This is a genomic window from Acidovorax sp. LjRoot66, assembly GCF_964253305.1.
Lineage (GTDB): Bacteria > Pseudomonadota > Gammaproteobacteria > Burkholderiales > Burkholderiaceae_C > Acidovorax.
Genome location: NZ_CAXUQU020000001.1, coordinates 6,177,142 through 6,190,524, shown reverse-complemented (window position 1 = coordinate 6,190,524; position 13,383 = coordinate 6,177,142). Strand labels below are relative to the sequence as shown.

General features: G+C 66.6%; 9 protein-coding genes. 7 read left to right on the top strand and 2 right to left on the bottom strand.

Annotation, left to right across the window (positions count from 1 at the left end; translation table 11 throughout):
• The first annotated feature begins 87 nt into the window (after positions 1-87).
• Positions 88-885: an IclR family transcriptional regulator domain-containing protein gene (locus tag ACSQ3Y_RS29010; protein ID WP_436179678.1), complete on the top strand. Its 798-nt coding sequence runs from the start codon at positions 88-90 to the stop codon at positions 883-885.
• A 4-nt stretch (positions 886-889) separates the two neighbouring features.
• Here the strand turns inward: ACSQ3Y_RS29010 and hemL are convergent, their stop codons facing one another.
• Entirely contained in the window at positions 890-2,200 is a 1,311-nt protein-coding gene (gene hemL, locus ACSQ3Y_RS29005; protein WP_436179677.1) for a glutamate-1-semialdehyde 2,1-aminomutase, read from the bottom strand.
• On the bottom strand, positions 2,184-3,134 hold the full coding sequence (thiD, locus tag ACSQ3Y_RS29000) for a bifunctional hydroxymethylpyrimidine kinase/phosphomethylpyrimidine kinase (RefSeq protein WP_436179676.1): 951 nt from the start codon (positions 3,132-3,134) through the stop codon (positions 2,184-2,186). The genes hemL and thiD overlap by 17 nt, the downstream gene beginning before the upstream one ends.
• A gap of 94 nt (positions 3,135-3,228) precedes the next feature.
• Between thiD and ACSQ3Y_RS28995 the strand changes: the two genes are divergently transcribed.
• From ACSQ3Y_RS28995 to ACSQ3Y_RS28970, 6 genes are read left to right on the top strand one after another with little or no spacing between them, the layout of a single operon-like run.
• Complete coding sequence (locus ACSQ3Y_RS28995; protein WP_082604130.1) at positions 3,229-3,402, top strand: rubredoxin; 174 nt, start codon at positions 3,229-3,231, stop codon at positions 3,400-3,402.
• 49 nt (positions 3,403-3,451) lie between these two features.
• Entirely contained in the window at positions 3,452-3,850 is a 399-nt protein-coding gene (locus ACSQ3Y_RS28990; RefSeq protein WP_034692846.1) for a response regulator, read from the top strand.
• On the top strand, positions 3,850-4,215 hold the full coding sequence (locus ACSQ3Y_RS28985; protein ID WP_007853160.1) for a response regulator: 366 nt from the start codon (positions 3,850-3,852) through the stop codon (positions 4,213-4,215). Before ACSQ3Y_RS28990 ends, ACSQ3Y_RS28985 begins: the two co-directional genes overlap by 1 nt.
• Before the next feature lie 15 nt (positions 4,216-4,230).
• Positions 4,231-4,758: a chemotaxis protein CheW gene (locus ACSQ3Y_RS28980; protein ID WP_057201746.1), complete on the top strand. Its 528-nt coding sequence runs from the start codon at positions 4,231-4,233 to the stop codon at positions 4,756-4,758.
• A gap of 21 nt (positions 4,759-4,779) precedes the next feature.
• Positions 4,780-7,065 (top strand): methyl-accepting chemotaxis protein, encoded by a 2,286-nt coding sequence (locus tag ACSQ3Y_RS28975; protein WP_436179675.1) that lies wholly within the window; start codon positions 4,780-4,782, stop codon positions 7,063-7,065.
• Between the two features lie 51 nt (positions 7,066-7,116).
• A complete protein-coding gene (locus ACSQ3Y_RS28970; RefSeq protein ID WP_436179674.1) occupies positions 7,117-13,380 on the top strand; it encodes an Hpt domain-containing protein in 6,264 nt (2,087 codons plus the stop codon).
• Positions 13,381-13,383 lie beyond the last annotated feature (3 nt).

Sequence of the window (13,383 nt, the reverse complement as noted above, 5' to 3'; positions counted from 1 at the left end):
GCCGGTTGCGTGCGATGTGCAGATGCTTTGTGCGATCATCGCGCAATCACTGCGCGCTTGGCCATCCCGCTCCATGGCGCCCGCCCCATGAACACCCCTCCCACCCCCGCATCCACCCCCATCGCCAAGGCCGACTTCATCGAGGGCATGGCCAAGGGCATGGCCGTGCTGGAGAGCTTCGACACCGAGCGCCAGCGCCTCAATGCCTCGCTGGCGGCGCAGCGCACGGGGCTCACGCGGGCGGCGGCGCGGCGGCACCTGCTCACGCTGGCGCACCTGGGTTATCTGGAAAGTGATGGCAGCTACTTCTGGCTGGCGCCCAAGGTGCTGCGCTTTTCGGGCAGCTACCTGGCATCGGCCCGGCTGCCGCGCGTGCTGCAGCCCACGCTGAACCGGCTGGCCGCGCAGACGCAGCAATCCTTTTCGGCCGTGGTGCTCGACGGCAGCGAGGTGGTGATCGTGGCGCGCAGCGGGGTGTATGGGGCGCCCTCGCGCGTGCTGGCCTACGGCCTGCACCTGGGGGCGCGGCTGCCGGCCCACCCCACGTCCACCGGGCGGGTGCTGCTGGCGGCACTGCCGGCGGCGGCGCTCACGGCCTGGCTCAAGGGGGCCACGCTGCAGCGGCTCACGCCCCACACACTCACCCAGGTAGGGCCGCTGCGCCAGGCCATCGCGCGTGCGCGGCGCGACGACTGGTGTCTGGCGGTAGAGGAGCACGAGCTGGGCGTGCACGCCCTGGCCGTGCCGCTGCGCAACCTGCAGGGGCAGACCGTGGCGGCGCTCAACGTGGTGGCCTCGCCCAGGCAACTGGACGAGGGCAGCCTGCAGCGGGAGATGCTGCCGCTGTTGCAGGAGGCCGCGCGCGAGCTGCGCGGGCTTCTCTAGATGCCTACTTCGCCAATGTCTTGAACACTTCGCGCGCGGCAGCCACCGTGGCGTCGATGTCGTCCGCACTGTGGGCGGCGCTCACGAAGCCGGCCTCATACAGCGCTGGCGCTATATAGATACCGCGGTCCAGCAGCCCATGGAACAGCTGGTTGAAGCGCGCACTGTCGGTGGTGAGCACCTGGGGGTAGCTCTGGGGCAGGCTGGGCAGCAAGAAGAAGCCGAACATGCCGCCCTCACAGTCGGCGCTGAAGGGCACGCCCTCGGCCGCGGCGGCGGCCTTGAGGCCATCCACCAGTGACTGGGTGCGTGCCGACAGGGCGTCGAAGAAGCCGGGCTTGGTGATTTCGCGCAGCGTGGCCAGGCCGCAGGCCGTGGCCACCGGGTTGCCCGACAGGGTGCCCGCCTGGTACACGGCGCCGATGGGCGCCAGGTGCTCCATGATGGCGCGCGGCCCGCCGAAGGCCGCCAGCGGCATGCCGCCGCCGATCACCTTGCCCAGCACGGTCAGGTCAGGCTTGAAGCCTGGAATGTCCTTGGCATACACGCCCTGGGCGCTGGTCAGGCCCACGCGGAAACCGGTCATCACCTCGTCCAGCACCAGCAGCGCGCCATATTCGGTGCACAGCTCGCGGCAGCGCTGCATGAAGGGGACGCTCGCGCGCACGAAGTTCATGTTGCCGGCAATCGGCTCGATCATCAGGCAGGCCAGCTCCTTGCCATGCAGGGCAAAGGCCTCCTCCAGCTGGGCGATGTCGTTGTATTCGAGCACCAGGGTGTGCTGCACCACTTCAGGGGGCACGCCCGCGCTGGTGGCGTTGCCGAAGGTGGCCAGGCCCGAGCCGGCCTTGACCAGCAGGGCATCGGCATGGCCGTGGTAGCAGCCGTTGAACTTGATGATCTTGCTGCGGCCGGTGGCGCCGCGCGCCAGGCGGATGGCGCTCATGCCCGCTTCGGTGCCCGAGCTGACCAGGCGAATCATCTCCATCGAGGGCACCAGGCCGATGATGGCCTCGGCCAGTTCCACTTCGCGTTCGGTGGGGGCGCCGAAGCTGAAGCCTTCGAGCGCCGCCTTCTGCACCGCTTCGAGCACGGCCGGGTGGCCGTGGCCCAGGATCATCGGCCCCCAGGAGCCGATGTAGTCGATGAAGCGCTGGTCGTTGGCGTCCCAGAAGTAGGCGCCCTGGGCCCGCTTGACGAAGCGCGGAGTGCCGCCCACGGCCTTGAAGGCCCGCACGGGCGAGTTCACGCCGCCGGGGATGAGCGCCTTGGCGCGTTCGAACAGGGGGATGTTGAGATCAGTGCTTGGTGTCATGGGGGGGCATCACAAAGCCTTCGATGGCTGCTGTGTCGTCAATCGGTGTGTCGTCGTCGGCCCCGTCCTCATCGTCGGGCTGGGCCCAGAACATGCGGTCGGGCACGATGTGCCCCATTCCGGGGCGGAAACCGGCGTCAAGGCAGCGGTCCAGGTAGCCCAGCGCTTCGCTGGTGGCCTCGCCCAGGTCGTTGCCGCTGGCCACCAGAGCCGTGAGTGCGGCCGACAGGGTGTCGCCCGCGCCCGAGAAGGTGGCGTCGAACAGCTCGAACTTGCCGCTGCCCAGCACCGTCTGGGGCGAGGCCAGCACGTTTTCGACGAACTGCTCGGGCAGGGGGATGCCGGTGACCAGGGTGTAGGGCACGCCCATCTCGGAAGCGGCCCGGGCAATGTCGCGCGCGGTGGGGCTGCGGTCGCTCTTCCAGTCCGGCAAAAGCCAGCGCCACAGCGTACTGTGGTTTCCTACCAACACTGAGGTCTGCGGCAACAACAGCTCGCGGAAGGCGTCCAGGTACTCGTCGATCTGCTCTTCCGTCCACCAGGACAGGTTGGGCATGTACGCTATCACCGGGACTTCGTCATAGTCTGTGGTTATTTCGGCGATGGCGCTGATGTTCTCGGGGCTGCCCACGAAACCCACCTTGATGGCCTGCACGGGCATGTCTTCCAGCACCGCGCGGGCCTGCTCGGAAACGGCCTCGTCGTCGAAGCTGAAATGGTCGAATATCTGCGCCGTATCACGCGCGTAGGCCCCCGTGACCACCGCGATGGGGTGGCCGCCGACGGATGCGATGGTGGTGATGTCGGCCGTCAGGCCGCCCGCGCCGCTGGGGTCGCTGGCGTTGAAAACGAGCACGCAGGCCGGGCTGGCTTCGTCACCAGATTCGTCGTCGGCGTGTTCGGTGTCGGGAGGGGGGAGTGCGGATGTGGTCATGGTCCAGTGGCGGCATCGGGGGTGGCACGGAAGCTGCAGCCCGGGGAGATGACTAGATACAATCGTTGCATTCTATGTGAAGGCCCTTTAAGCTGTGATCGACTCTAAAACTTGGATGTGTTTGATCTGCGGGTGGATTTATGACGAGGCAGAGGGTGCGCCCGAGCACGGCATTGCCCCCAACACGCCATGGGACCAGGTGCCCATGAATTGGACCTGTCCTGAGTGTGGCGCCCGCAAGGAAGATTTCGAGATGGTTCAGATTTGATGCGCGGCTCGGGCCGCGCTGTTTGTTTTTCCATCGGGAGCATTAGCAATTGACTACAACAGGCGCATCTTTCAAAGTGCTCGTGGTGGATGACAGCAATACCATCCGCCGAAGCGCCGAGATTTTTCTCAAGCAGGGGGGGCACGAAGTCTTGTTGGCAGACGACGGCTTTGATGCTTTGGCGAAAGTGAACGATTACCAGCCGCAGCTGATTTTCTGTGACATTCTCATGCCCAAGCTCGACGGGTACCAGACCTGCGCGATCATCAAGCGCAATGCCCGATTCGCAGATACCCCGGTGGTGATGCTGTCCTCCAAGGACGGCGTGTTCGACAAGGCGCGCGGGCGCATGGTCGGCTGCCAGGAATATCTCACCAAACCGTTTACCAAAGACCAGTTGCTGCAGGCCGTGCAGCAATTTGGCAATGCCCAACAAGGAGCGATGTAATGCCCATCCAGAAAGTTCTGGTCGTCGACGATTCGAAGACCGAGTTGATGTTTCTGACCGACCTGCTGCAGAAAAAAGGCATGCAGGTGCGCACGGCCGAGAACGCCGAAGAAGCCTTCCGCCGCCTGGCTGAAGACAAGCCCGACCTGATCCTCATGGACGTGGTGATGCCCGGACAGAACGGTTTTCAGCTCACGCGTGCGATCACCCGTGATCCGCTGTACGCCGACGTGCCCATCATCATGTGCACCAGCAAGAACCAGGAGACCGACCGGGTCTGGGGTATGCGCCAGGGCGCGCGCGGCTATATCACCAAGCCGGTGGATCCCGCCGAGCTGCAGGCCAAGATTGACGCGCTGAACTGAGGCAGCGGCGCGTTCATGGCCAACCGCGAAGCCCTCCGCGAGCTACAAGTCCGACTGGCCAGCCGTCTTCAGGCAGCCAGGACGGAAGGCTTGTCCGTATCGTCCTGGCTGGCTGTCGAGACAGCAGGACAGTACTACCTTCTACCTCTCGCCCAGTCGGGCGAGATTTTTCCTTGGGTCACCGTCCAGCCCGTGCCGTACACGCAAAGCTGGTTCCTCGGTGTCGCCAACCTGCGTGGCGGCCTGGTCGGCGTTGCCGACCTCGCCGGCATGCTGGGCACCACGGTCACGCGCACCGAGCAGGCGCTGTCCGAGTCCAGCCTGCTGGCGTTCAATGCCGTGCTCGAAGTGAATGCCGCCTTGCTGGTGGACCGGCTGGCCGGCCTGCGCGGCACGGAGTCCTTCGTGTCCTCCGAGCCTCCCGCACCCGAATCTCCCGCATTCTTCGGCACCACCTACATCGATGCAGGTGGTGCGCGCTGGCAGGAGCTCAATTTGCAGATCCTGTCCCAACATCCCGCTTTCCTGAGCATCAGTGCTTGAGTTTTTCTGTAAGGCTGCACCATGTCCGTCGTCAATCAATTTGGAAAACTGTTCAACCGGAAACCCGGCACGCCGAACGCCGCAGCGGGCCACGCCGCGGCCGATGACGGCCAGGATCTGATGGGGACCGGTTCGCTCGAAGCAGCGGCGCTGCGCGAGTACCAGAGCGATGCCATGAACAGCGTGCAGGGGGATCCCGGCGGCTATGCCCCCGAACTCACCGAACCCGATAGCGACGAAGACCTGATCTCCCTGCCGGTGCTGGGTACATCCACGGCGGCTGGCCACCAGCGCCGCCTGCTGGCCTTGCTGGCCATTGGCGTGGTGGTGCTGGGTGCGATCGCCTTCTGGGTGCTGCAGCAGGCAGACCGTTCCGCACAGCAGCTCGCCGCTACCGGCCAGTCCCTGATGCAGTCGCAGCGCCTGGCCAAATCGGTGTCGCAGGCCCTGGTGGGTAGCCCCCAGGCCTTCCCCGACGTGGTGGAAAGCTCGGGCGTGCTGGCGCGCAACGTGCGCGCCCTGACCGCTGGCGACAACGAGCTCGGCGTGCAATCGCTGGGCGAGCCCTACAAACCTGATCTGGACGCCGTGACGCCCCTGATGGAGCGCGCCGAACGCAATGCCAGCGTGGTGATGGGCCAGCAAAAGATCCTGACCCAGGTGGGTGACGCTCTGCGCACCATCAACCGCCAGTCGTCCGACCTGCTGGAAATCGCCGAAACGGTGTCCTCGCTCAAGCTGCAGCAGAACGCCCCCGCCGCCGAGATCTCGGCCGCCGGCCAGCTGGTGATGTTGACCCAGCGCATCGGCAAGTCCGCCAATGAGTTCCAGACCATGGAAGGCGTGAGCCCCGAGGCCGTGTTCCTTCTGGGCAAGGACTTGAACTCCTTCAAGGAAATCGCACAGGGCCTGCTGGACGGCAGCCCCGAACTGCGCCTTTCCGCCACCAAGGACGGCCAGACCCGCGAACAGCTCGATGCCCTTGTGAAGCTGTACGAGCAGACCCGCACGCAGGCCAGCGCCATTCTGGGCAACCTGCAGGGCCTGGTGTCCGCCCGTGAAGCGCAGTCCGCCATCATTGCCGACAGCGAACCGCTGCGCCGCCAACTGGAAAACCTGCAGGGCAAGCTGTCCGCACAGACCGGCCTGGGTGCCGGGCAGATCGGTGCCCTGGCCCTCGCCGGCCTGTTCGTGCTGCTGTGCGGTATCGGCATTTCGCGCGTCCAGCTGCTGGACAGCCGGGGCCGCCAGACGGCTGCCGAATCGCAGCAAAAGGACGCCAAGCGCCAGGAGCAGGAAGCCAAGCGCGTCAACGACGCCAACCAGGCCGCCATTTTGCGTCTGATGAACGAACTGCAGTCGGTTGCTGAAGGCGATCTGACCCAGGAAGCCACCGTCACCGAAGACATCACGGGCGCCATCGCCGACTCGGTGAACTACACGGTGGAAGAACTGCGCCAACTGGTGGGCAGCGTGCAGAACACGGCGACCCGCGTGGCACAGACGACGGCCCAGGTGGACAGCACCTCGACCGAACTGCTCGCCGCCTCGACCGAGCAGCTGCGTGAAATTCGCGAAACCGGCCGCTCCGTTCTGGACATGGCGACTCGAATCAACGAAGTGTCCACCCAGGCGCAAGAGTCCGCCACGGTGGCCCGCCAATCGCTGCAAGCCGCCGACTCCGGTCTGCAGGCCGTGCAGAACGCCATCGGCGGTATGAACTCCATCCGCGACCAGATCCAGGACACCTCCAAGCGGATCAAGCGCCTGGGCGAATCGTCGCAGGAGATCGGTGAAATCACCGAGCTGATTTCCGACATTACCGAGCAGACGAACGTGCTGGCACTGAACGCCGCCATCCAGGCCGCATCCGCCGGTGAAGCCGGTCGAGGCTTCTCGGTGGTGGCCGAAGAAGTGCAGCGACTGGCTGAACGTTCCGCCGATGCCACGCGCCAGATCTCGGCGCTGGTGAAAGCCATTCAGACCGACACCCAGGATGCCGTGGCCGCTATGGAGCGCTCCACGCAGGGTGTGGTGGAAGGGGCCCGACTGTCCGACAGCGCTGGTACCGCACTGACGGAAATTGACCGCGTGTCGCGCCGCCTGGCCGACCTGATTGAACAGATCTCGTCCTCGACCTCGCGTGAAGCCGTTCTGGCCAACGAAGTGGCCGACAACATCCAGCACATTTTTGCCGTGACGGAACAGACCGGTGAAGGTACCCGCACGACGGCCCAGCAGGTGCGCGAACTCTCGCACATGGCCGAAGAATTGCGCCAGTCTGTCGCCCGTTTCAAGATCGCTTAAGGCGATCCGTAGTCATCAACCAGCTGGCTCATTGCAGCCGGGGACGAACCCATGCCATCTATTGATGTCAAAAATGCACCGGCCGCAGACTGGACCCAGGGAGAGCAGGACCTGGGTCCTTTGGCTTGGGTGCTCGACGAACTGCGCAAATCCCTGGGGGGCGCTGTCAAGTCGATGCGCCGCTTTGTGCGCGACGTGGAAACAGCGACCGAGTCGGACCTTGCGGCGCTCGACGCCGGCGCCTTGCGCATTGCAAGGCAGCAACTGCACCAGGCCAGCGGCGCGCTGGAAATGGTCGGTATGGGGCCACCGGCCCTCGTGCTGCGGGCCATGGAGTCCGCCGTGCAGCGCTTTGTGCAACGCCCTGAGCTGTGCACCGATGAGGCCACCAGCACCATCGAAAAAGCCAGCTTCGGCCTGATCGAATACCTGGAAAGCGTGCTGTCCGGCAAGTCCGTCTCGCCCGTCGCCCTGTTTCCCCAGTACCGTGAGGCCCAGGCCCTGGCCGGAGCCGAGCGCGTGCACCCCGCAGACCTGTGGCCTGTGGAGCGGCGTTTCCGCGAACCGGAAGTCACCATCCCTGCGGAACCCCTGCCCTATGGCCCGCAGGCGCGGGCGCACCTGGACGCGGCGGTGCTGCGCATCGTCAAGACGGGCGACCTCAAGGCCGCCCGCAGCATGTACGAAACCTGCCTGGGCCTGGTTGCGGCCCAGTCGGACCGCCAGTCGCGCGCGTTCTGGAAGATCTGCGCTGCCTTCTTCGAAGCCTTTGCCGGCGGCCTGCTGCCAGCGGACGTGTATGCGAAGCGCGTGGCTTCCCGCGTGCTCATGCAGTACGCCACCCTGGCCAAGGGCGACAACACCATTGCCGACCGCCTGGTGCAGGACCTGCTGTTCTTCTGCTCGCAGACCACGGTGCCTGCGGGCGCAGAGGCCAAGTTCCCCGCGCTGATGACCGTGCGCCATGCCTTCAGCCTGGACCGCTTCAAGCCGGTGGACTACGACACCGCGCGCTTTGGCCGTTTCGACCCTGCCGTGCTGGCCCAGGCCCGCAAGCGCATTGCCGCCGCCACCGAAACCTGGTCGGCCCTGGCCGGCGGTGACCGCAACAAGATCAAGCCCGCTGCCGACCAGTTCAGCCTGGTCTGCGATTCGCTGCGCAAGCTCAGCCCTGGCAGCGAGAAGCTGGCCACGGCGCTCACGCACGTGATGGACACCACCACCAAGTCTGGCGAGCCGCCATCGGCTGCTCTGGCCATGGAGGTGGCCACCTCGGTGCTGTACCTGCAGGCTGCGTTCGAAGAGCTTGATGCGGCCGAAGACCAGATGGCCGTGCGCGCTGCCCGCCTGTCCGAGCGGCTTGAAGCCGTGGGCTCCGGCGCCGAACCCGAGCCCCTGGAAGGCTGGATGGAAGAGCTGTACCGCCGTGTCAGCGACAACCAGACCATGGGCAGCGTGGTGGACGAACTGCGCGCCACCCTGGCCGAGGCGGAAAAATCGCTGGACCTGTTCTTCCGCGACCCCAAGGACCCCACGGTGCTGGCGCCGGTGCCCGGGCACATGGCGCAGATGCGCGGCGTGCTGTCCGTGCTCGGCCTGGACCAGGCCTCGCTGGCCGTGGTGCGCATGCGCGACACCGTGGACCGCCTGCTGATCAACGACATCCCCGAGGAAGAGCGCCAGCCCGTCTTCGAGAAGCTGGGCAGCAGCATGGGGGCCCTGGGCTTCCTGATCGACATGCTCAGCTACCAGCGCGCCATGGCGCGCAAGCTCTTCGTCTACGACGAGGAACTGGGTGAGTTGCGCATCCTCACGGGCCGCACGCGCGCCCGCGTCAGCGACACCCAGGAAGTCACGCCCGCCAAGCTCGACGAGCGCGCCGCCATTCCGCTGCCCGATGTGGTGCCGCGCTTCCCGGTCGAAGAGCCCGAAAGCGCCCCCACCGACTTCTCGCCCCTGCCCGGCGAATTTGCCGAGCCCGCGCCCGCCCCGGCACCGGTCGAGCAACTGGCTCCCGACATCGGCTTCGGCCACCTGGGTGCTGCGCCCGCATCACCTGTGGCCCCCGTGCCAGCCACGGCGCCAGCCGCCGCCTTGCCGGCACTCGTGGTGCGCCCCCCGGTGGACGTCGAAGACGAACTGCTCGAAATCTTCCTGGAGGAAGCGCGCGAAGTCGTCACCACCGGCTTGGCAGCCATCGCCACCCTGCGCAACGAGCCGGGTGAACTGAGCGAGCAGACCACGCTGCGCCGTGCCTTCCACACCTTGAAGGGCAGCTCGCGCATGGTGGGCCTCAACGACTTCGGCGAAGCCGCCTGGTCGATGGAGCAGGTGCTCAACGCCTGGCTGGCCGAACAAAAGCCCATGCACGCGCCGTTGCTGCAGCTGTCCACCGATACGCTGCACGCCTTTGGCGACTGGGCCGACAGCCTGGCCTCGGGCAATCCGACCCATTGGCAACCCGAGGCCTTCCGCAAGGCCGCAGAGGCCATGCGCCAGGATGGCACCTTGCTGCCATTGACGGGCGGCCCTGCCGAGGTCGCCTCCCTGATCGAGGTGCCTGCCGACAACACCGTGGCAGAAGTGCCCGCCGAGCTGCCTGAGGCCGTGCCCCAGCCGGTGGAAGACTTCGTGCCTGTGCCGGAACTGGTCGATGCCCCCGTCGCCCTGGAGCCAGCGCCCGAGGCCTTGCCGCACGAAGACGAAGAAATCGTCCACGCCGACTTCGTTTCCACCGAAGTCCCTGAAGACGCCGTCGAGCCCGAGATCATCGCGCTCGAGGCGCCCAAGGAAGTTCCCGACACCAGCTCCACGGTCACCGAGGAGATCGACTTCGCGGTGTTCGCCGAAGCCGTCGCGCAGGTGCCCGACAGCATCGACGCACCTGCCATCGAGCCTCCCGTTGTGGTCGAGCCAGTCGCCGCCACGGTGGTGGACTTCGACCTGCCGCTGCTCGATGCCGTCGAGATCGCCGCAGAGCCAGCTCCTGCACCCGTGCCCGAGCCGGTGGTGCAGGCCGTGTTCGACACCCCGTTCGAATTCGCGCTCGACGACCAGTTGCTGGAAGCCGGCGCCCCCGCACAGCCCGAGGCCGCGCCGGAGCCCGAAGCCGTTCTGGAGTTTGCCCCCGAGCCTGAACTGCAGGCCCCGGCCGTGGTGGCCGAGCCCGCCCAGCCTGTTGAAGCGGTGCTGGAGCCCGTCCTCGATGTGCTGCCAGAAACCCCGGCAATCCCCGTGGCACCGGTCGCTGCGCCCGTGGCCGAAGAGGCTTCCTTCGACGAGGCTGTCAAGGTCATCGAGACGCTGCGCATCGGCATCCCGCTGTACAACGTCTACCTGAACGAAGCCGACGAATGGTCGCGCCGCCTCGTCACCTGCTTGCAGGAATGGTCGCTGGAGCTGCACGAACCCCTGCCGGACACGGCCGTGGCCCTCGCGCATTCGCTGGCGGGCAGCTCTGCCACGGTGGGCTTCAACGCGCTGTCCGAAATGGCACGCGTGCTTGAGCATGCGCTGCAGCATGTACAGCTGCAGACGCGCGGCTCCGAAGAGCAGGCCCGCGTCTTCATGGATGCGGCGGAAGACATCCGCCGCCTGCTGCACCAGTTCGCCGCCGGTTTCCTCAAGGAGCCCAGCCAGGAAGTGCTGGAAGCGCTGCGCCAGATCCTGCAGACCGAGGTCGACAACACCCTGACCCCGATCGAGGATGAGATCGACGATGAGCCAGTCCGGGATGCCGAGGCCGAGGCTGAGGATTCCGCTGCGGCAGCGCTGGCAGCGGCTGAGGTGGCGCCCGTCCTTTCTGTCGTCCCTACCGGGCATGTGGCACCCGCGCTGTCGCCGGTGGTGCACGACAGCGACCACGACCAGGATGTGGACGACGCCATCGCGCGTGCGGTGGCGCTGTCGTCCGACCTTGACGATGACATCGACGTCATCGACGTGATCGACCCCGACCTCTTCCCGATCTTCGAAGAAGAAGCCCAGGAACTGCTGCCCCAGTTGGGCGGCGCCCTGCGCCAATGGGCCTCGCGCCCCGACAACCTGGGCGCCCGCAGCGAAGTGCTGCGCGCACTGCACACGCTCAAGGGCAGCTCGCGGCTGGCCGGTGCCATGCGCCTGGGCGAAATGGCCCACCGCCTGGAGTCCGCCATCGAGCAGCTCGATGTGGACACCGTCACCAGCGCCGAGATCGAGCCGCTGCAAGCCAGCTTTGACGGCCTGCAGGCCAACTTCGCTGCCTTGAGTGCCATTGGCAGCCAGGGCCCGGCCGATGCTGTCGTCACCCCGCCAGTGGCCGCCCAAGTGCCAGCCGCTGCAGCGGCACAGCCCGCCGCCTCTGCGGCAACTGCAGCCAGCACCCCGGAGCAGCGGCCTGCTGCTGCCGCCGTGGCGCCAGCCGCTCGCCTGGCGGGTCCGTCGCAACTGGCACCGCTGCGTGTCGCAGCCAACCAGTCGGTGCGCGTGCGCGCCCAACTGCTGGACCGTCTGGTCAACCAGGCGGGCGAGGTGATGATCAGCCGCTCGCGGCTGGACGTGCGCCTGTCGCAGTTCCGCTCCTCGCTGACCGACCTGTCGGGCAACCTGGACCGCCTGCGCCTGCAGCTGCGCGACATCGAAGTGCAGGCCGAATCGCAGATGCAATCGCGCCTGGCGCTGTCCAAGGACTCGGCCGCCGGCTTCGACCCGCTGGAGTTCGACCGCTTCACCCGTGTGCAGGAGCTGACCCGCATGATGGCCGAGTCCGTCAACGACGTGGCCACCGTACAGCGCAACCTGCAGCGCACCATGGAAGGCGCCGAAGACGACCTGATCGCCCAGGGCCGCCAGGCGCGTGAGCTGCAGCGCGATCTGCTGCGCACCCGCATGGTCGAGTTCGAAGGCATCGCCGAACGCCTGTACGCCGTGGTGCGCCAGGCGTCCAAGGAAACCGGCAAGCAGATCAAGCTCGATATCACCGGCGGCTCCATCGAAATGGACCGCGGCGTGCTGGACCGCATGACCCCCGCCTTCGAGCACTTGCTGCGCAACTGCGTGGCCCACGGTATCGAGAACCCCGAAGCCCGCGTGGCCGCCGGCAAGCCGGCATCGGGCACCATCACGGTGGACCTGCACCACGAAGGCAACGACGTGTCGGTGGAGTTCCGCGACGACGGCGCCGGCCTGAACCTGCCGCGCATCCGCGAAAAGGCCATCGCCCAGGGGCTCATCGAGCCGGGCCTGGACCTGAGCGATGCCGACGCCGCCAACCTGATCTTCACGCCCGGTTTCAGTACCGCCAGCGAAGTGACCGGCCTGGCCGGCCGGGGCATCGGCATGGACGTGGTCCGCTCCGAAATCAATGCCTTGGGCGGCCGCATCGAGACCACGACCGAAACCGGCAAGGGCGCTGCCTTCCGCATGATCCTGCCCTTGACCACAGCGGTCACGCAGGTGGTGATGCTGCGGGCCGGCGACCTGTCCATCGGGGTGCCTGCCAACCTGGTGGAAATCGTGCGCCGTACTTCGGTGGCCGACCTGCAGGAAGCCTACAAGTCCAGCCACTTCGACGACGGCACGGAGCAACTGCCCTTCTTCTGGGCCGGTGCGCTGCTGCAGGCCTCGGCCCGCAGCCATGAATCGGTCGGCAAGACCCGCCCCGTGGTGGTCTTCCGAAGCGCCTCGCAGCGCATCGCCATGCACGTGGACGAAGTGCTGGGCAACCAGGAAGTGGTGGTGAAGAACCTCGGGCCGCAGCTGTCGCGCCTGCCTGGCCTGGCCGGCATGTCCGTGCTGGCTTCGGGTGCCGTGGTGCTGATCTACAACCCGGTGGCCCTGTCCACCGTGTACGGCGACCAGGTACGTGCCGCCAGCGCCGACCTGCCGATGGTCACCGACCGGGTGGATGCCAAGGGTGCGACCGTTGCGCCGCTGCCATCGGGCATCAGCCAGGTGCCGCTGATCCTGGTGGTGGACGATTCCATCACCGTGCGCCGCGTCACGCAGCGCCTGCTGCAGCGCGAAGGTTACCGCGTGGCCCTGGCCGCAGACGGCCTGCAAGCGCTGGAACGCCTGCAGGACGAGCGCCCCACGGTGGTGCTGTCGGACATCGAAATGCCCCGCATGGACGGTTTCGATCTGGCGCGCAACATCCGCGCCGACGGTGCACTGCGCGATCTGCCCATCATCATGATCACCTCGCGGATTGCCGAGAAGCACCGCGAGCATGCGATGGAGCTCGGGGTGAACCACTACCTGGGCAAACCTTACTCGGACGAAGAGCTGCTCAGCCTGATTCAGCACTACGCCCGCATCGCCGCTGCCGCAGAGGCCTGACAA